This is a genomic window from Labrenzia sp. ATLA3 (assembly GCF_057180185.1).
Genome location: NZ_JBXUKV010000005.1, coordinates 171,402 through 190,012 on the forward strand (window position 1 = coordinate 171,402; position 18,611 = coordinate 190,012).

Below are 18,611 nucleotides of genomic sequence, written 5' to 3' on the forward strand. Positions count from 1 at the left end.
CGCGGTGAGGCTTGTGCGCCGTGCCGCTGCTTCAGCGCACCTTCTCGATCGGGTCGTGATAGGTATCTAGCCACTTCTGCAGGTCCCGTTCGGCACTTTCCAGGCTTTCGGCGTTGATGGCGCGCAGGTTCAGGGCGCGTGTGATGGCGCGCGTCCGCTTGTTGATCGCAAAGTCGGCGGGAACCGTTTCAAGATTATCGACGCCCAGTTTGTCATAGAGCGACAAAAGCCGGTTCTGAACGGTCCGCAACGACAGACCTTGCCGCACGGCGATGATCTTGTCCGACAGGCCGAGGGCCATGTCGAGAAGAACCGCATATTCGCTGTCGGTGAGCGTGTCGTGGGTGCGGATGTGGCGTTGCTGGACCCGGTGGATTTCCTGATCCACCACGATCTGGGATTCCAGGAACACGCCCCGCAGTGCCAGGTGAAGCCGCTCCTGTGTGGCCGTCTTCAACACGTAGCCATAGGATGTTTCCTGAGGCACGATCCGCGCAATGCCGCGCAGGTAGGCCTCGTCGGAATAGTTGGACCAGAACAGGATACGGGTCTGGGGGCGCTCTCGCCAGATTGTCCGGGCCGCATCAATCCCGTTGCGTTCCTTCATTTGCAGGTCCATCACCACCGACTGTATGGAATGCTTGCGGGCCAGCAATTCACCTTCGAGGCCGTTGGTTGCGTGAAAGATGTCCTTCACGTCCGGCAAAGCCAGCTGCAGGGCTTCACTCAGGTAGCCGGCATGAAACTGATCGTCTTCGACGAGAAGCACCTTCATGCGAGCTCTTCCTCGACCGTCTGCGGCATATTCTCCTGGGTCGTGGCGCAGCTCAGCGGCAGCTTCACCGTAATGGTGGTGCCGGCCTTGCTCGCCATGCTGAATTCCGCGGCGATCAGCCGGGCCCGTGTGCGCATGTGGGCAATGCCACCTGTTGCCTTGCTGGGCTGACGGCCAAACCGGTAGCCGGGAAGCCCCTTGCCGTTGTCCTTGATCGTCATCTGCAGGCCGGATTTCACGCGCTTTACGGTGACGCTTATCTGGTCGGCGCCGGAATGGCGGGCGGCGTTGTTGATCGCTTCCTGGGCAATGCGAAACAGGGCGATGCGGATGGTGGGGTCGAGTGTGTCGATCTCGCCGTCCGTTTCGTCCAGCGTTTCAAGGCTCGTGGACGAGACATCCTCGACAGCGCGTTCCAGGTGTATCCGCAAGGCGTGGGCAAATCCGAACAGATCCAGGATCGTCGGAACGGCGGTGTCGATGATCCGCCTGAGATCGCCGATGCAATGCTGAATGCTGCTGATGACCTGCGCCTTGTCCGTGGCCGCATCCATTTTCTCGACATCGCGCATGATCCGGGTCAGGTCGGCCAATGTCTGGTCATGCAGATCCATGCCGATGCGCTGACGTTCCTGTTCGAGAACCCGCGTCAGCTCCAGCGCGCCTTGCCGCAGGCCTTCTTCGCGCGCCTGGGCTTCCGCGCGCACCACGGCCGCACGCTTGGCTTTTTCGTTGGCGCGCAGGGAATAGAAATACGGCGCGAGCACATCGGCAATCTGCCTGACCCGCACAACGGTTGCCTCGTCGTAGATGTCCGGGGTGCAGGAAGAACAGTTGAGTGCGCCAATCGTGCGGCCAAGCACCTTCATGGCAACATTCACGCGGCTGCGCAGCTTGTGCTTGATGATCGGCTGGGCCAGCGCACCTTCGTAGGTGTAGCGTTCGTCTTCCATCGCGTTGCTGGTGAGCATGTAATCCGTTTCACCAAGCAGGATGCTGCGTATGGGCGAGATGGCCACGGGCGTGCGCGACAGGCTCCACCGCGTCTTGATGCCCACTTCATAGCTTGTGTTCCAGGTTACCTTGTCATCCACCAGGCAGACATCCAGGTGATCGATTGGCAACAGGTTCTCGATCTCGGCCTTGACCGATCTCAAGGCGGCCCGAATTTCCACCTGGCCGGCCAGATGACTGGAAATGCGCAGCAGGGAGACGAGAGCCGTCGGCTCTGACATCTCCTGATTTTCATTGGCTTCCTGTCGCATGGCAACAACAAGCTCCTCCCGTTTCTTGTTCGCCAGTGTGCGGTACGGCGCCTGCATCGGCAACCCATCTGTTAGGCGTTCAAGTGCATCACGGTTGCGGGTTCCCGCAACCGTGATGCGTTTCTCCTGCTTTACGCAACTCCTTCCGCTCCGCAATCTGACCACGGGATGCGTTGGGAGAACCGTGTCCCGTTATCAAAGGCGCCTGTTGGCGTCAGGGAGGAAACATGAACACCAAAGCCAAGCTCCTGGGGGCTGCCGCGCTCGTTGCGGTCACCCTGCCGGGTCACGCTGTCGCGGACACCGCCGACAAACGTATCGCTCTTTCCAACAATTACGCCGGCAATTCCTGGCGGCAGGCCATGCTGGAAAGCTGGGCCAAAGTTGGCGACAAGGCCGTGGAAGACGGCGTGGTCGCCGCCGCCGATGCATTCACCACATCCGAAAACCAGGCCACCGAACAAGCCGCCCAGATTCAGAACATGATTCTGCAGGGCTACGACGCAATCGTGGTCAACGCAGCTTCGCCGACCGCCCTGAATGGCGCGATCAAGGAAGCGTGCGACGCGGGCATCACTGTCGTTTCCTTCGACGGCATTGTCACCGAACCCTGTGCGTGGCGCATTGCTGTCGATTTCAAGGAAATGGGCCGCCAGCAGGTCGAATATCTCGCCGGGCGCCTGCCGGATGGTGGCAACCTTCTGGAAATTCGCGGTCTTGCCGGTGTCTTCGTGGATGACGAAATCCATGCGGGTATCGAAGAGGGTGTCGCGGAGTTTCCGAAGTTCAAGATCGTCGGATCGGTGCATGGCGACTGGGCACAGGATGTCGCTCAAAAAGCGGTTGCCGGTGTTTTGCCAAGCCTGCCGGAGATCTCTGGCGTCGTGACGCAGGGCGGCGATGGCTACGGTGCCGCACAGGCGATCAAGGCCGCCGGCCGGGATATGCCGATCATCGTGATGGGCAACCGTCAGGACGAAATGAAGTGGTGGGCCGAAGCTCGTGATGAAAACGGTTATGAGACCCTCTCGCTTTCCATCGCACCGGGCGTTGGCACGCTCGCCCTCTGGGTCGCCCAGCAGGTTCTTGATGGTGCCGAAGTGCCCAAGGACCTCACCGTTCCTTTCCTGAAGGTGACCCAGGACACGCTCGACGAGACGCTTGCCGCGACACCGGAAGGGTCGGTGGCGAACGTCGAATACAGTCAGGAAGACGCCAAGTCCGTCATTGCTGCTGCCAAATAAGGAGTGACGGAATTGGAAGTGGCAACTGGCGCCGGTAGGTCGATACCGGATGTCCCGTTGGTTGCCCTTTCGGGCGCGTGTGTCCACTTCGGTGCGGTGCGCGCGCTCGACGGGGTCAGTCTGTCTGTCAGTGCCGGCGAATGTGTCGGTCTGATGGGACACAACGGAGCGGGCAAGTCGACAGCCGTCAACGTGATCAACGGCGGACTGACACCAACGGATGGACAGGTCCGGTACGGGCATGAAGATGGCAAGAACGGTACGGGCGTGGCTCGTGCGCGTGCGTGCGGTATCCGCAGCGTTTTTCAGGAGCTTTCGCTGTGCCCCAACTTGTCTGTTCTGGAAAACCTGAGGGTTCCACATCGTGATCTGACAGGCTTCGGCTGGCGCAGAACCGCTGCCGGGCGGATTGCCGGTGCGCTTGACGAGATCTTTCCGGGACACCGGATCCAACCCGGTATGATCGTTGGCGACCTGACCCTGGCCGAACGTCAGATGGTGGAAATCGCAGCCGGTTTTGCCGGTGGCCCGACACCGCCGCGCCTCGTCATTCTCGACGAGCCGACGTCGTCGCTCGATGCCTCCATTGCCCGGCAATTGCTCGACCATGTGCGCCGCTTCTGCGCCAACGGCGGTGCTGTCATTTTCATCTCGCACATGCTGGGCGAGGTTTTCGAAGTCGCTTCGCGCATCGACGTGATGAAAGACGGCAAGATCATTGCCAGCAGGCCGGCGTCGGAGTTTACCCAACAGGGTCTGATCGATGCCATGGGGCATGTTGCTGCCGAGAAGACTGCGGCTCGAGCCACGGTTGAAAGCAGCCAGCGCATTGGCAAGGAAGTTCTGAAAACCCCTGAGGGCCTCAACGCCCGAAAGGGCGAGGTCGTTGGCCTGGCGGGCCTTGCCGGGCATGGACAGGCCGAAGCCCTGGCCCGGTATTTCATGTCGCGGTCTGGAAAACCCGGGTGGGTGAAAGATCCTGAAGTGGCCTTCGTTGCCGGTGACCGTGGCCGGGACGGCGTGATGCCGCTCTGGTCGATCCTTCGAAATCTCACCCTGACCCACCTTCCGAGCCTGACCCGGCGGGGGCTGGTCGACGCGGTGGCGGAACAGGCTCTGGGGGCGGACTGGAAGAAGCGCATCGGCATTCGGACCGACAATCTGGACAACCTCATCCTGTCCCTGTCCGGCGGCAACCAGCAGAAAGTGCTGTTTGCCCGAGCGCTGGCCTCAACCGCTCCCATCGTGGTGATGGACGATCCCATGCGCGGTGTCGATGTCGGCACCAAACAGGAAGCATACGACATGATCCGAACGGAAGCTGCCAACGGGCGAACCTTCCTCTGGTATTCAACGGAAACGGAGGAAGTCCGCCAGTGCGACCGGGTGTTTGTGTTCCGCAATGGCCAGATTTCAGCAGAACTGACCGGTGACGGCATCACCGAAGAGAACATTCTGGCGGCCTCCTTCCAGATGCAGGGAGCCGGGGCATGAACGGCAAGTACCGCATTCTGCTTCCTGTGCTGTCCCTGACGGTTCTGCTGGCGGCCGTTTTTTATCTTCAGCCTCGGGCGATGAGCTATTTCGGCCTGAACCTGCTCTTCAATCTCGCCGTGCCCATCGCACTGGCAACGATCGCGCAGATGATGATCATCATGGTCAACGACATTGATCTGTCGGTGGGAACGTTCGTCAGCTTCGTGGCCTGCGTGACGGCAACTTTCCTGAACGACGCACCGCTCATAGGCGTGGCCATCCTGTTGGCGTCGATCCTCGCCTATGCGGCCATCGGCGCGCTTATTCACATCCGCCAGCTTCCGGCCATCGTGGTCACGCTCGGCATGTCGTTCGTCTGGGGCGGTCTGGCGGTTTTGTTACTGCCTTCACCGGGGGGCGCTGCTCCGACGTGGATCCGAACGGTCATGACCGTCAAGCCGCCGCTGGTGCCGATGGCAGTGGTGGCCTGCATCCTCATTGCCGGGCTGACGCATCTTCTGATCATGCGCTCCTCGACAGGCACGCTTCTGCGGGCCGTCGGCGGGAATGCCCAGGCCGTAGCCCGCTCCGGCTGGTCGGTCACGAAACTGAAAGCCGGCGCCTATGCGCTGGCCGGTGTCTTCGGCGTTCTCGCCGGAGTGTGCCTGGTCGGTCTGACCACTTCCGCCGATGCCAACATTGCCCTGCGCTACACGCTGCTTTCCATCGCAGGCGTGATCCTGGGGGGAGGGGAGTTCACCGGCGGTCGGGTGTCGCCTGTCGGGGCGGTTCTCGGTGCATTGACGCTTGCCCTGGCCGGTAGCTTCCTGTCGTTCATGCGCCTGTCGCCCGACTGGCAGATCGGCGCCCAGGGCGCCATCCTCATCCTTGTACTTGCCGTGCGGCTGATCTTCTCCCGCCGCGGCCGGAAATGGAAGGGAGCCGAAAATGGATAACTCCCGTCTTTCGACAGTTCTTGCCATCCCCAGACGCCCCTGGTTCTGGGCATTTGCGGCCAGCGCCATCGCTTATTTCGCAACCCTTTCACTGACGGAAGGGCGGGGCGGCGGAGAACTGCTGTCCGCAGCACTGACGTTCGCGTCCTTCTCGGCCATTGTCGGGCTGGGCCAGATGTTCGTCATCACGCTGGGACCCGGCAATGTCGATCTGTCGATACCGGCTACCATGACGCTGGCAGGCACCCTGTCTCTCAAGTTCATGGATGGCGCCGCGGCTCTCATCCTGCCGGGATTGGCGCTCGCGCTGGCCGTCGGCATTGGCGCCGGGATCTTCAACTACCTGCTGATCCGTCTCTTGCGGATCCCACCGATCATCGCGACCCTGTCGGCGTCCTTCCTCTACCAGTCGCTGGCAATCTGGTGGAACCGCGGTCTCAGGATCAAACCACCGGAAGCGCTTGCGGATTTTTCGACCGGTTCGCTCGCAGGCCTTCCAAACCTGACGATCATCGGTGTGCTGATCGCACTCATGAGCTGGGTGGTGCTGGAGCGCTCTCTTTTCGGTCGCTGGGTGTCCGCCTTCGGTCAGAACACCCGTGCAGCCCGCCTGAGCGGGATACCGGTGGAGACGGTCCGGGCGGTCACCTATATCGCGTCCGCCGTGCTCGCCTCCTTCACCGGATACCTTCTGGCAAGTTTTTCAGGAGGAGCCGCGCTCAACATGGGCACGGAATACCTTCTGATCTCCATCGCCGTCGTCGTTATCGGCGGCTGCTCCATCGCCGGCGGCAATTCGAATGTGCCGGGTATCTGGGGCGGGGCGCTGCTGATGTTCCTGGTCGTCTCGATGTTGAATTCCTATGGGTTCGGCGCAGGCGTGCGCCTGATCATGACCGGCGCAATCATCATCGCCATTGTCGCTGCCGCATCCGGAAAGGGCAGATCCGCATGAACAGTTTCTCGTCCCCCTATCAGATCGATGATCCGCGGTTCACGGCGCTGATCCAGAAGAACGCCAGGCTGCGCCAGCTTACGACCGGTTTCGAATGGACGGAAGGGCCTGTCTGGTTTGCCGATCACCAGGTGCTGCTGTTCTCCGACATCCCCGCAAACCGGGTGATGCGCCTGACCCTCGACGGCCAGATCAGCACCTATCGCCAGCCTGCGGACTACGCCAACGGCAACACAAGGGACTGTCAGGGGCGTCTGGTTTCCTGCCAGCACGGTACAAGGTCCGTTACCCGCACCGAGCTGGACGGCAGCCTGACCGTGGTTGCCGACCGCTACCAGGGCAAGCGTCTCAATTCGCCAAATGACGTCATCGTCCAGTCGACCGGGGCCATCTGGTTTACCGATCCGACCTACGGCATTTTGAGCGATTACGAAGGCTTCCTGGCAGAACCGGAACAGGCCGCGCGCAACGTTTATCGCATCGACCCCGCAACGGGTGAGGTGGAAGCGATGATTACCGATTTCACCCAGCCGAACGGCCTGGCGTTTTCTGCGGACGAGCGGGTTCTTTATGTGGCGGAGTCCGGCTCCAGTCACGACCCGGACGTCCCGTCCGTCATCCGCGCCTTCAAGCTGGACGACACCGGCAAGATCCTGTCGGACAAGGTGTTTGCCACGATAGACAGCGGCCTTCCGGACGGAATGCGGGTCGACGCTGCCGGTCACCTGTGGAGTTCTGCCTCCGATGGAGTCCACTGCTTCCACCCGGACGGCACACGCCTCGGTAAGATCCTGGTACCGGAAGTGGTCGCCAATCTCTGTTTCGGTGGCGTTCGGGGCAACCGGTTGCTGATCACCGCAACCACATCGGTCTATGAGATTGCAGTCAACGCAAAATCGGCGATCTAAAAGATCGCCGATTTGAAACCTATCGCGCTACTGAGCGGCAACGCCTGTCAGGTGTCTACAAGGTCACGATGGCCTTGATCAGGCCTTCTCGGTCCTTTGCGAGTTCGCTGAACTTGTTCGGAAGATCCTCAAGCCGGAGTGTCAGCGTGCACAGGGCATCGGTATCGATCCTGTCATCGCGAATTGCCGACATGACGGTCTCGAAATCTTCCTTGGTCGCGTTCCGGCTGCCGATGAGCTGGGTTTCGCGCTTGTGGAACTCCGGATCGCTGAAGCTGATGGTTTCCTTCACGACGCTCACCAGAACATAGCGGCTGCCATGGGCGAGCAGGGAAAAGCCGGCCTCGATTGCATTCGCATTGCCTGTGGCATCGAAAATGACGTCGAACCCGTCCTGCAGCGGGCCTGACAGAATATCGGTGCCTGCAAGATGCGTGTTCTCGAACCCGAATTTTGCAGTTGCCTGGTCCAGCCGCGCGCGGCTCATGTCCATGAGATGGACCTCGGCTCCCGAAAGCCGGGCGAAAAGGGCTGTGCCAATGCCGATGGGACCGGCCCCGGTGACCAGCACCCGGTCCTCGGCAGAAAGGGTTGCGCGGCGCACGGCATGGGCCCCGATGGCGAGAAACTCCACCATCGCGGCCTGCAGTGCGCTCAGGCCGGTCGCGGGATAGAGATTTTGCTCCGGTACAGCGATGCGGGAACACAGGCCGCCATCCCGGTGAACGCCGAGAACCTCGATATTGCTGCAGCAGTTCGGCTTGCCGCGTTTGCATGCGCGGCAGGTGTTGCAGGAAAGGTAGGGGTTGACCACCACCAGTTCACCCGCGGTCCAGGAACCGGTGCTTTCCGCGATCCTGCCGCTGAGCTCATGACCGATCACCCGCGGGTAGTTCAGGAACGGGTGTTTGCCTTCCAGGATGTGATAATCCGTACCGCAAATGCCGACAGCCTGGATGTCGATGAGCACCCAGCCCGCTGGTGCTTCGCCCGGCATGTCCCGCGTTTCGAGCGTGAAGACGCCTGGCTCGACAACGGTGCCGCAGGCCATTGATTGCGCCACCGCCGGCGACTTGGTCGTTTCGAGAGTCATTGAACGGCTTTCTGGCTCCGGGGAGCCCAGTCATGAGGCAGGTCGCCCTTGATGATAAGGCTGAGGACATCGTCCTTGGTCACGTCTTCAATCGGGTGCGAGCCGACTTTCCGGCCCTTGTTCATGACGATGACGCGGTCGCAAAGTTCGAAAACGTCATGCATGTCGTGGCTGACCAGAAGGATACCGATCCCTTCCTCACGCAACTGCCTGATCAGGGAGCCGACCATGGCGGTCTCCGAAGGGCCGAGAGCGGCGGTCGGTTCGTCCATGATCAGGATCTTGACGTCAAAATAGATCGCTCTGGCGATGGCTACGACTTGTCTCTGGCCGCCAGACAGGCTGGATACCGGATCGTTGAGGTTCTTGAAATTCGGATTGAGCCTTTTCAGAACACTGACCGCTTCGGCCATCATCCGGTTGTCGTCCAGATTGCCGAACCGCGTTTTCAGCTCCCGGCCGAGAAACAGGTTGGCGGGCGCGTTCAGATGATCGGCCAATGCCAGTGTCTGATAGATGGTCTCTATGCCCAGATCGCGCGCGTCATGAGGCGTCTGGATATCGACGACTTCTCCATTGACCCGGATCGTCCCCTCGTTGGGGATCATCGCTCCGGACAGGATCCGCATCAGGCACGATTTGCCAGCGCCGTTGTGGCCGAGAACGCCCACGACTTCACCCGGATAGAGGTCAAGGGAGACGTCGTTCACGGCTTTGATGCCGCCAAAGTGCTTTTCGATTGAGTCCATCTGCACCAGCGGTGTCGCGGACTGAGCATCTGGTTTCATATTCCGTGTCCCGATCGACGATTGGTAGGACCGGAAGCCCTGCAAATGCGGGCTTCCGGCCAGGTTTTTTGGCTTTAGTAGAGGACGTTCTGAACGCTCGGATGATCGATGTTGTCCTTGGTTGCCAGAACAACGCCGGTGTCGATGAAGTTCGGCACCGATTCACCGTTCAAGAGCTTCAGAATAGTCTGGACACCGATCTCGCCCATCTGGAACGAGCCCTGAACGGCCGTTGCGGCCAGGGTGCCGTCACGTACGAAATCCTGCAGGTCGGTGTTACCGTCAAAGCCGATTGCGACGACCTTGCCGGCCTTTCCGGCCTGTGCCAGGGCCCGGCCCATGCCGATGGCGGTCGGTTCATTGGCACCGAAGATGCCGACAAGATCCGGATTTGCGGCCAGGATGTCGGTGGTCTGGTTCAAGGCGGTGGCCATCTGCGACTGAGAGTAGTAGGGACCGACGATCTCGATGTCCGACTTGTCGTCGATCCGCTTGACGAAACAGCCGACGCGGCCGAGTTCGGAGCCGACACCGGCGACGTAGGACATCACGGCAACCTTGCCTTCGGTTCCCACTTCCGAAATCATCTTGTCGGCAACCAGCTGTCCTGCCGCGCAATTGTCGGTCGACAGGAACGCCTGGTAATATTCCTTGCCGTTTTCAGCGAGAGCGGAGTCGATGATGACGACGGGAATTTCGGATTCATAGGCCTTCTTCACGGCCGGGATCAGGGCTTCCGGATCGGACGGAGCCAGAACAATGCCCGATACGCCCCGGTTGATGGCGTTCTCGACAAGATTGACCTGGTCTGCGACGGCCGATTCCGATGCCGGACCGTTGAACGTCATCGTGTGGTCGGTCTGACCCTCGATAGCCGCGCTGGCGCCCTTGTTCACGTTCTGCCAGAAGTTGGAATTCGTCGTCTTGACGATGACCGCGATTTCTCCAGCCTGTGCGGCTGCTGCCGACAGTGCAAGGGCGCTTGCCATCATTGCTGTTGTCAAAAGCTTCTTCATTTCATTCTCCTCCGTCTGAAGTTACTCAGGTAAACGACCGGCTTTCTCAGCGCCGGTTTCTGATCTGATCTACGTAGACCGCCAGAATGACGATGATGCCGATCACGATTTGCTGGATGAAGGCCGAGACACCGGCCATGTTGAGCCCGTTCCGCAGAACCCCGATGATGGCCGCGCCGATCATCGTTCCGGAAATATTGCCAACGCCGCCCATGAGCGAAGCTCCGCCTATGACGGCCGCCGCGATAGCGTCGAGCTCATACATGACGCCTTCGTTCGGCTGGACCGTCACAAGGCGGGACATCAGAACGTTGCCGGCGAGACCGGCCAGGGCGCCCGACAGGACGTAAGCGAAGATCTTTGTGCGGTCGACCAGGACGCCGGAGAGACGCGCGGCTTCCTCGTTGGATCCGGTCGCATAGATATGCCGGCCGATCTGGCGCCGCCTGAGCAGGTAGGCCCCGGCGACCGCGACGATGCCAAGCAGAATGACCGGATAGGGAATTCCCGGAAAAACGACTTTCGGAAAGATGCCGCCGGTTTTTTCCACGATGCGGAACAGCGAACCGTTGCCGAGAAGGCCGAAGCTCTCACCCAGTCGCGAAATCGGTGCGGCGCCTGTCAGTTGAAGGGCAACGCCGCGGGCGATCAGCATCATGCCGAGGGTCGCCACAAACGGGGTTATGCGCATCTTGGTAATGACGAACCCGTTGATGAGGCCGCAGGCCGCGCCGGCCATCACGCCAATGGCCATGGCCGGGGCCACCGGTATGCCAGCCTTGATGCTCAAGCCGGTGACGGTTCCCGAAAGCGCCAGGACGGAGCCGACGCTAAGGTCGATACCGCCGGTGATGATGACCATCGTCATCCCGATCCCGAGCAACCCGATGACGGACGTCTGCAAAAGCACCGTCAGTCCGTTGTTGATGGAGAAAAAAGCTGCGTTGCCAAAGGAAAACGCGAAGATCAGCAGAGCAAGCGTCAGCAGCGCCGACAGCTTGTGAAAGGAGCCGGCTGACAGTTTGAGCGTCCAGGCTGCAGGCTCTGCTCCTCGATCAAGATCCGCCATAAATCCTCCCGGGCCGGATATTGAGTTTAATAATTAAAAACATATGAGCTTGAATGAACTGTCGCGTCAACAGTTTTTTATTTTTTAATACAGTCGATTGGAATTGTCCGGCGTTTTGGATATGTTACGCTACGCCATGGCAAGAACGGACGAACGATTCAGAAGCGCATACAACAGGTTGCTGGACATATGCAGCGACATGGAGGTTGGCGATCAGCTGCCCGCCGAGACCGCACTTGCGGACAGGATGGACGTGAGCAGAACCATCGTGCGCAGCGCTCTGCAAAAGCTGGATAGCGACAAGCTCATCCGCTGGGAAGGACGCAGCAAGATGCTGATCCGGAAACCTCAAGCGGAGCACCGTCTGGTTCCAGCGGAAAGCGCCTTGTCCGCCGAGGAACTGGAACACAGCTTCTTCGAATGGATCCTGCGTTTCGACGTTCCAGCGGGAACCTCGCTTAACGTGGCGCAGCTCTCCCGCCAGTTCGGTGTTCCCGTTCACAATCTGCAGGAATTCCTGGCCGGGCTAAGCCGGCTGGGTCTCGTTGAGCGCCGCCCCAGAGGCGGCTGGTCGCTCCTGGGGTTTACCTCGGAGTTCGCGATCGAACTCTCCGAGTTTCGCATGCTCCTGGAACTGAATGCGGTCAGGCAATTGCTCACTCTGCCTGCGGACCATGAAATCTGGAACAGACTGAAGGTATTGAGGCGCGAACACGAGGACCTGAAGTCCGTCATCGCAGAGCGCTACCACGACTTTTCCCTGCTGGACGAAAAGTTTCACTCGGCCATCAACAGCGTGGTCCGGAACCGGTTTGTCCTTGAAGCGCAAAAGCTTATCAAGCTGATCTTCAATTACCACTACATGTGGGACAAACGCGACGAACTGGAACGCAACGCGGCCGCGATTGATGAGCATCTGGAGTGGATCGACGCAATGCTTGAGCGGGACAGCGAAAGGTCGGAGGCCGCCGCGATCAAGCATCTCCGCCGATCAAAGGAAACGCTCCTGCAATCGCTGCGCGTTCACAAATTTGCCTGAAGGCTCACTGTCAGAGGACCGCCGAACCTACTTGAAAAATCAGCAGGCAGGTTCTCAGCGAGGCTGTCCAGATTGCGTCGCAAGGACGTGACTTTGGACGTTCCCAGAAGAACGGACGCAACGCCAGGATAGCTGTGGGCGAAGTGAAGGGCCGCGCTGGCGAGCGACAGTCCCATGTCCTCGGCCTGCTCTTGGAGAGCGGTGACCTTTGCAAGAATGTCGCTGGAGGCTGGTGCGTAGTCGAACCAGGCCCCCTCGACCGGTCCTGTCGCCAGAATACCGGAATTGAAGATGCCGCCGAGAACCAGGCTGGTCTCCCTTTGCCGGCATTCCTCGACGAGACCGTTTTCGGCTTCCCGATCGAGCAGGGTCAAGCGTCCGGCAAGCAGGATGGCGTCCAGATCGGTCTCTTTCAGAAGGTCCATGCAAATTCGGGTCTCGTTCACGCCAATACCGAAGGCGCGGATCTTTCCCCGATCCTTCATCCGTTGCAGACGGTCGAGGCCGGTCGCCAGCAAATCCCGCATATGCGTTTCATTGGCAGCACCGTGCGTGTAGGTGCCGATATCGTGGATATAGACGATATCCGCACAAGACGTCTGCAGCCGCTCGAAGCTGCCTTCCAGCGACGCTTCAATGCCGTCACCCGAATAGTCGTAGCGAACGTCGTTTGGCAGCGGATCGATGAAGCCGTCAGCTTCCTTCATCGTGGGCCCGGGAGACAAGACACGCCCAACCTTGGTCGACAGGACATAGTCTTCACGCGGTCTGGAGGCCAGGAACCGGCCAAGTCGTTCCTCGGACCGGCCACGGCCATAATGCGGCGCGGTGTCGAAATAACGAATACCGGCGTCCCAGGCCGATTGAAGAACTTCAAACGCCTCCTGGTCCGAAACCGCCCGTCCGAGGTTTCCGATCGCAGATGCTCCGAACGAGATGTCCGTCACCTGAACATCCGTCTTGCCGATGCGTCTGCGCTCTCTCATGACTGTGCAGCCGCCAACGTATGCGCAACTGCATCCAGCCGCGGCATTTGAAGCGACGGGTCGGCTTTGCGGGCCCAGGACAGGAAGGACGAAATGCGCCGGATTATCTTCTCATCATGATTTTGCGCGATGTCGGCCAGCTTGTGGTCCAGAAACGGGTTCTTGAACCTGTCGATCGTCGTGGTGGCGTAAGCTTCGGCTTCATGCCTTCTGCCATGAGCCGCAAAGGCGGGGAGGACTTCCCGTCGATAGAGATCTTTCAGGTCGGGGCCAAAGTCGGGACTGTCCATCAGTTCCCGGACGAACTGCAGGCGCGCGTTGCCTGCCGCCAGCCACCGCGACACGAGATAGGTGTGTCCGAGGTTCAGGATGAACAGCTTCAGGGTTTCGACCTGGTCCAGATCCTTGACGACCTGAACGCAGGGGTGCTCACAAGGCAGAATGAGGCCCGGTTGATCCTCGATTGCCCAAAGCGCATAAGGCTCGGCCACCGCCCCGGCGGGGTCCAGTGGTTCGGAGACGATCCTGTCGACAAGGGAATTCACCCAGGTCACCTTGGAACGTAGCCAATCGGTAAATTCGGGTGGATAGAGCGCAGCAATCGCCATGACCAGATCTCGGAGAACCTTGCCGTTTTCAGGGATCAGTTCGGCCGGCATGACCTGAATGGGCGCTCCAGTGCCTTTGAACCTTTGAAACAGAAACCACGTGAGCTTGGCCGGATAGGACATCTCAATGGAAAACTCGGTGCTTGTGTCGGCTTTATGAGGCCGAAATCCTGCATCGGCGGTGTTGGAGACAATGATTCGCGTTTCTTCGGCCACGATCTCCACAACCTCGTCGAGGTCGTCAGGCAAGGAGAAGGCGTGTTTGATGCTGTTGACGGTTTTGCTCGTATCCACCAGAACGCCGTCTTCGATGCCCTTGATCCGCACTTCGTAACCAGACGGGGCTGCCAGAGCTTTCAGACGCTGTGCCCGGGATGTGTCGCCGCTGGTCTGCACCACCGTGATGGGGCCAGCGTCCTGCCCTTCGGCCATGGCCTCCGATACGAACAGATCCACATGCGCCTGAAGGAAGCGACTGGTCCCGAATTGAACGATTGCTGATGTCGGCATTTTTCACTCCCGAATGATGACTGTTTATTATTTTTACAAACAATCTAAATCAAGCGGTTTCCTGTTCCGGTTTGGTCCGCTCAAAAATAATCCATTGCATTTGCAAACAGGTGCGTGGATCTGGAAGGAAGGATGGCAAAATTAGCTGCCCTTACGGCATTTTTCTGCTTTCGAGATGCAGGAACCGATACAGATGGCGTCAAAAGACGTGCTACAAGCAATGTCGAAGCGATGGAAACGCCTGAAACGACGTAATTAAGAGCGGGCCAACCGCAACAGATGACCCCGCCCGGGGAATTTAAGGAACCATGCTGAAACTTCCGAATGACAAGGACACAAACGCCGAGACGCTGCAGGCGTATCTGGCAAGACAACACGCTGCGAGAGATACAGCTTTGGTGCTGGAAGCCATTGCCGACGCGACCGGGGCTCTGGCAGACAGGCTCGCTGCGGGCTGTTTGCCGGGAGACCCTGCCGAGATCGTCGGCACCAACGAAAGCGGAGACCGGCAAAAGGCGCTCGATGTTGGTGCCCATCTGCACATGGTTGAAGCGCTTCGGGCCGCTGGTGTCCGCCAGCTGCTTTCCGAAGAAGCGGAAGAGATCATCCTTCTCAATCCGGAAGGCACGCTGGACGTTGCCATCGACCCCATCGACGGGTCCGGCAGCATCGGCACGGGCGCACCGCTGGGGACGCTGTTTTCGATCCTGCCGGCATCCGAACAAGGTTTTATGTGCACGGGGCGGTCCGTCGTTGCGGCCGGCTATGTCTCCTTCGGACATTCGACAGATCTCGGGTTCAGCCTGGGCAATGGCCTCCACCTTGCTGTCTTTGACAGGGCTGCGGGCGCCTTCAGGATGTTGCGGGAAAATCACCAGGTACGGGCAAGGTCCCGCACTTTGGCTTTCAACGCCTCCAATGCTCGCCACTGGCCGGATGCGGTCAAGCGGTTCTCCGAAGATGTTCTCAAGGGCAAGGAGGGGCGGCTCGGTGAAAACTACAACATGCGCTGGTTTGCCTCGGCAGTCGGAGAGTTTCACCGGATTCTGCTCCAGGGCGGATTGTTCTTCTATCCTGGCGACCAGCGCCCAGGGTTTGAAAACGGCCGGCTGCGCCTGATCTATGAAGCCATACCGATCGCGTTCCTGATAGAGCAGGGAGGCGGCAAGGCGACGGACGGACAGACGCCTATTCTGGATCTGCTGCCGGAAAGCCTGCACCAGAACATACCGCTGATCTTCGGTTCGCCCGAGAACGTCGACATGTTCATTTCCTATTGCGCGGAAAACGCCTAGCGCGTGGCCTGCTGGCCCCCGCAACCGGCGACGGCGACGCGGGGGCCGTTTTCAGCGCTTTCAGCTCACGTCAATTCGGTGCGGAGCCAAGCGATCAATTGGTCGACGGCCCCGTGCCGCGACTGTTTTGTGCCCCGGTAGACCGAGATTTCACTCGGTCTTTTCAAGGTGACGTCGCAGAGCGAACACAACTTGCCTTCTTCAATGAGGCCGCCCACCGTGCGTGCCCAGCCAAGGGCGACACCCTGTCCGGCGACAGCCGCCTGAAGCACCAGCGGATAGCTGTCGAAGTAAATGGTTTTGTGAAGGGTTGGCCGCGGCACGCCGATGGCCTGGTACCAGTCAGGCCAGTCAAACCAGTCCTGAGGCACGACCCGGTGCGACAGGAGCGGGAAGCGCGAGACCTCTTGCGGTGTCAGCGGTAAAGGCAGGTCTTTCAGAAGAGCCGGTGCGCAGACCGGGAAAATTTCGTCCGATGCGGTGAACAACAGGCGAGCGGCTCCGGCGGCCCGTCCCGTGGTCTGAAGGGCAACGTCGAAGGGTTCGCGGGCTTCCGTCAAAGGTTCCAGGGCGCTGACAAGTTGAAGCTGGATTTCCGGATGTGCCGCGTGAAATCCGGAGAGGCGGGGCATCAGCCAGTAAAAGGCCTCGCAGAGTTGGCAGCGCAGGACAACGGTGTCGGGATCGCCCGTTCCGCGAATTGCGGCAACTTCTGTGCGGATGGCCCGCAAGGCCTCACCGACAACCTGGCCAAGACGTTTTCCCTCCTCTGTCAGAAATACCGCGCGGTTGCGCCGCTCGAACAGATGCACACCCAGTTCTTCTTCAAGCTGGCCGATCTGCCGGCTGATGGCAGTCTGGGTCAGGCCAAGTTCTTCCGCCGCGCGTGTGAAGCTTTCATAGCGCGCCGCAGCTTCGAAGGGCCTCAGACGGGCCAGGGGGATGTCGTCCTTATTCATGCGTTCCAGTCATGTATTTTTCGAAAAATCTCATTTTTGCAGGCGTGAAAAACATAGTTCCATGAGGAAATGATATCCTTATTTTCCGCAAAACAACAAGGTGGACCTCTCCTCGCCGGGATCCTTTCGATTACCGGAGCTGTGCTGCTGCTGTCCCTGTCCGACGCACTGGTCAAGCTGAACAGTGATGGCATTGCGCTTGGTCAGCTGCTGCTGGTTCGCTCAGCCGTTGCGGCCTGTCTGCTCGCGGGCGTGCTCTTTGTCAGGGGGCGTATTTCGCGCGTGGGGTTCTCTGGCAACATCTGGGTCTGGCTCCGTAGCCTGTGCCTTGCCCTGATGTGGGGCTTCTACTTCGCTGCGCTGCCCCTGATGCCGCTCTCCCTGGCGGCTGCCTGCTACTACACCTCGCCCATGTGGATGGCCGTTCTGACGTCGGTTCTTCTCGGCAAGCCTGTCAGCGTGAAAAGCGGCGTCTCCATTCTCCTTGGGCTGGCGGGTGTGGTTATCCTGCTGCGGCCGGGCGCTGGGGACGTTTCTCCCGTGATGGTTCTGCCCTTGCTGGCGGGATTCTTTTATGCCCTTGCGGCGGTCATCACCTTCGCCAGATGTCGCTACGAGCCTCCGCTTGCGTTGGCGTTCAACCTGAACCTCGTGCTTGCCGTTTCTGGCGGTGCCTATGTAGCAGTGCTTCACCTCGTGTCCGTCCCTGACGGCGCAGGGTTCCTGCTGAACGCCTGGCCAGATCTTTCTGGGTCGGCGTGGGGTCTTCTGATCCTGCTGGGACTGCTGCTTGCAATCATCACGGTGGCCGTGGCTTGTGCCTACCAATTGGCACCGGCCCCTTTGATCGGGGTCTTCGACAACGGTTATCTCGTTTTCGCGGTGGTTTGGGGTGTTGTCTTCTTCGCGGATATGCCAGACAGAGCAGATCTGGCTGGCATACTCCTCATCGGGTGTGCCGCGCTCCTCGCCTCACTGCCTCTTGCCGCAACCCGCCGCTGCCTGATCCCAAAGGAGAGTTGAACGTGTCTCTGGAAACCTGGCTTGCCTACACACTTGCCTGTGTCATTCTGACCATCATTCCCGGGCCGAGCGTCATGCTCGTGGTGGGTCAAACCCTCATGCGGGGGAAGACCGCGGCAATGATGTGCATTGTTGGCGATGTAGTTGGAAGCATCATTCTGACAGGTCTGTCCTTTGCCGGGGTCGGCGCAATTCTTGCCGCGTCTACACTTCTGTTCCAGACAGTAAAATGGGCGGGTGTCCTCTATCTCGCCTGGCTGGGGTACAGCCAGATTCGCGAGGCGCGCCGCGACGGCGGGAGCCATGAAGCCTCCGTGCAGGCAGGCTCACCCTGGGCCAGCTTCTGGGCCGGAACCGTGACGGCCATTTTCAATCCCAAGGCTATCGTCTTTTACATGGCCTTCCTTGCGCAGTTTATCGACCCCGCACGCGATCTGGCGGTCCAGCTCGCGGTGCTGACGATAACCTCCAGCCTTGTCGTCGTTGTTTTTCTGACCGGCTATGCTGTTATCGCCGCACGTGCGCGGAAAATCTTTCAGAGCAGCCTGGCCCGGCGGCGCATGGGATACGCAGGCGGTGGTTTCATGATGGGTGGAAGTGCGCTCATGGCGATAACGCGCTGAAGAAAAAAAGCTTGCGTCGGCAA

Annotated in this window: 18 protein-coding genes; 9 read left to right on the top strand and 9 right to left on the bottom strand. The window is 59.8% G+C overall.

Annotation, left to right across the window (positions count from 1 at the left end; genetic code table 11):
- Positions 1 to 31: 31 nt before the first annotated feature.
- Positions 32 to 775, bottom strand: a complete 744-nt coding sequence (locus AC2A6O_RS15005; protein WP_148583960.1) for a response regulator transcription factor — start codon at positions 773 to 775, stop codon at positions 32 to 34.
- Complete coding sequence (locus tag AC2A6O_RS15010; RefSeq protein ID WP_148584069.1) at positions 772 to 2,010, bottom strand: GAF domain-containing sensor histidine kinase; 1,239 nt, start codon at positions 2,008 to 2,010, stop codon at positions 772 to 774. Before AC2A6O_RS15010 ends, AC2A6O_RS15005 begins: the two co-directional genes overlap by 4 nt.
- Positions 2,011 to 2,267: 257 nt before the next feature.
- On the opposite strand from AC2A6O_RS15010, the gene AC2A6O_RS15015 reads away from it, so the two are divergent.
- The 5 genes from AC2A6O_RS15015 to AC2A6O_RS15035 are packed head-to-tail and all read left to right on the top strand — an operon-like array spanning position 2,268 to position 7,579.
- Entirely contained in the window at positions 2,268 to 3,284 is a 1,017-nt protein-coding gene (locus AC2A6O_RS15015) for an ABC transporter substrate-binding protein (protein WP_148583961.1), read from the top strand.
- Between the two features lie 57 nt (positions 3,285 to 3,341).
- Entirely contained in the window at positions 3,342 to 4,778 is a 1,437-nt protein-coding gene (locus AC2A6O_RS15020; RefSeq protein ID WP_498928226.1) for a sugar ABC transporter ATP-binding protein, read from the top strand.
- Entirely contained in the window at positions 4,775 to 5,716 is a 942-nt protein-coding gene (locus AC2A6O_RS15025) for an ABC transporter permease (protein WP_498928228.1), read from the top strand. The genes AC2A6O_RS15020 and AC2A6O_RS15025 overlap by 4 nt, the downstream gene beginning before the upstream one ends.
- Complete coding sequence (locus AC2A6O_RS15030; protein WP_148583963.1) at positions 5,709 to 6,671, top strand: ABC transporter permease; 963 nt, start codon at positions 5,709 to 5,711, stop codon at positions 6,669 to 6,671. The genes AC2A6O_RS15025 and AC2A6O_RS15030 overlap by 8 nt, the downstream gene beginning before the upstream one ends.
- Positions 6,668 to 7,579, top strand: coding sequence for an SMP-30/gluconolactonase/LRE family protein (locus AC2A6O_RS15035; RefSeq protein ID WP_498928231.1), 912 nt, complete (start codon positions 6,668 to 6,670; stop codon positions 7,577 to 7,579). The genes AC2A6O_RS15030 and AC2A6O_RS15035 overlap by 4 nt, the downstream gene beginning before the upstream one ends.
- A 55-nt stretch (positions 7,580 to 7,634) precedes the next feature.
- On the opposite strand, the gene AC2A6O_RS15040 is transcribed toward AC2A6O_RS15035, so the two are convergent.
- The 4 genes from AC2A6O_RS15040 to AC2A6O_RS15055 form a co-directional block, all read right to left on the bottom strand.
- Positions 7,635 to 8,630: a zinc-binding alcohol dehydrogenase family protein gene (locus AC2A6O_RS15040; protein WP_498928731.1), complete on the bottom strand. Its 996-nt coding sequence runs from the start codon at positions 8,628 to 8,630 to the stop codon at positions 7,635 to 7,637.
- A 38-nt stretch (positions 8,631 to 8,668) separates the two neighbouring features.
- On the bottom strand, positions 8,669 to 9,460 hold the full coding sequence (locus AC2A6O_RS15045) for an ATP-binding cassette domain-containing protein (protein ID WP_148583966.1): 792 nt from the start codon (positions 9,458 to 9,460) through the stop codon (positions 8,669 to 8,671).
- Positions 9,461 to 9,534: 74 nt separating this feature from the next.
- Complete coding sequence (locus tag AC2A6O_RS15050) at positions 9,535 to 10,476, bottom strand: ABC transporter substrate-binding protein (protein WP_498928233.1); 942 nt, start codon at positions 10,474 to 10,476, stop codon at positions 9,535 to 9,537.
- Between the two features lie 46 nt (positions 10,477 to 10,522).
- Positions 10,523 to 11,545, bottom strand: coding sequence for an ABC transporter permease (locus tag AC2A6O_RS15055; protein WP_498928235.1), 1,023 nt, complete (start codon positions 11,543 to 11,545; stop codon positions 10,523 to 10,525).
- Positions 11,546 to 11,744: 199 nt separating this feature from the next.
- On the opposite strand from AC2A6O_RS15055, the gene AC2A6O_RS15060 reads away from it, so the two are divergent.
- Complete coding sequence (locus tag AC2A6O_RS15060; protein ID WP_148583969.1) at positions 11,745 to 12,584, top strand: GntR family transcriptional regulator; 840 nt, start codon at positions 11,745 to 11,747, stop codon at positions 12,582 to 12,584.
- Here the strand turns inward: AC2A6O_RS15060 and AC2A6O_RS15065 are convergent.
- Positions 12,569 to 13,570 carry an aldo/keto reductase gene (locus tag AC2A6O_RS15065; protein ID WP_498928237.1) on the bottom strand — a complete coding sequence of 334 codons (1,002 nt, stop codon included), beginning with the start codon at positions 13,568 to 13,570 and terminating at the stop codon, positions 12,569 to 12,571. The two genes, AC2A6O_RS15060 and AC2A6O_RS15065, sit on opposite strands and share 16 nt — an antisense overlap.
- Entirely contained in the window at positions 13,567 to 14,688 is a 1,122-nt protein-coding gene (locus AC2A6O_RS15070) for a mannitol dehydrogenase family protein (protein WP_498928239.1), read from the bottom strand. The genes AC2A6O_RS15065 and AC2A6O_RS15070 overlap by 4 nt, the downstream gene beginning before the upstream one ends.
- 308 nt (positions 14,689 to 14,996) lie before the next feature.
- Here AC2A6O_RS15070 and AC2A6O_RS15075 point away from each other — a divergent pair, with 308 nt between their 5' ends.
- Positions 14,997 to 15,983 (top strand): class 1 fructose-bisphosphatase, encoded by a 987-nt coding sequence (locus AC2A6O_RS15075; protein WP_148583972.1) that lies wholly within the window; start codon positions 14,997 to 14,999, stop codon positions 15,981 to 15,983.
- 65 nt (positions 15,984 to 16,048) lie between these two features.
- On the opposite strand, the gene AC2A6O_RS15080 is transcribed toward AC2A6O_RS15075, so the two are convergent.
- On the bottom strand, positions 16,049 to 16,942 hold the full coding sequence (locus AC2A6O_RS15080; RefSeq protein ID WP_498928242.1) for a LysR family transcriptional regulator: 894 nt from the start codon (positions 16,940 to 16,942) through the stop codon (positions 16,049 to 16,051).
- A 69-nt stretch (positions 16,943 to 17,011) separates the two neighbouring features.
- Between AC2A6O_RS15080 and AC2A6O_RS15085 the strand changes: the two genes are divergently transcribed.
- On the top strand, positions 17,012 to 17,965 hold the full coding sequence (locus tag AC2A6O_RS15085) for a DMT family transporter (protein WP_498928244.1): 954 nt from the start codon (positions 17,012 to 17,014) through the stop codon (positions 17,963 to 17,965).
- A 2-nt stretch (positions 17,966 to 17,967) separates the two neighbouring features.
- Positions 17,968 to 18,588 carry a LysE family translocator gene (locus AC2A6O_RS15090; RefSeq protein WP_498928246.1) on the top strand — a complete coding sequence of 207 codons (621 nt, stop codon included), beginning with the start codon at positions 17,968 to 17,970 and terminating at the stop codon, positions 18,586 to 18,588.
- Positions 18,589 to 18,611: the final 23 nt, after the last annotated feature.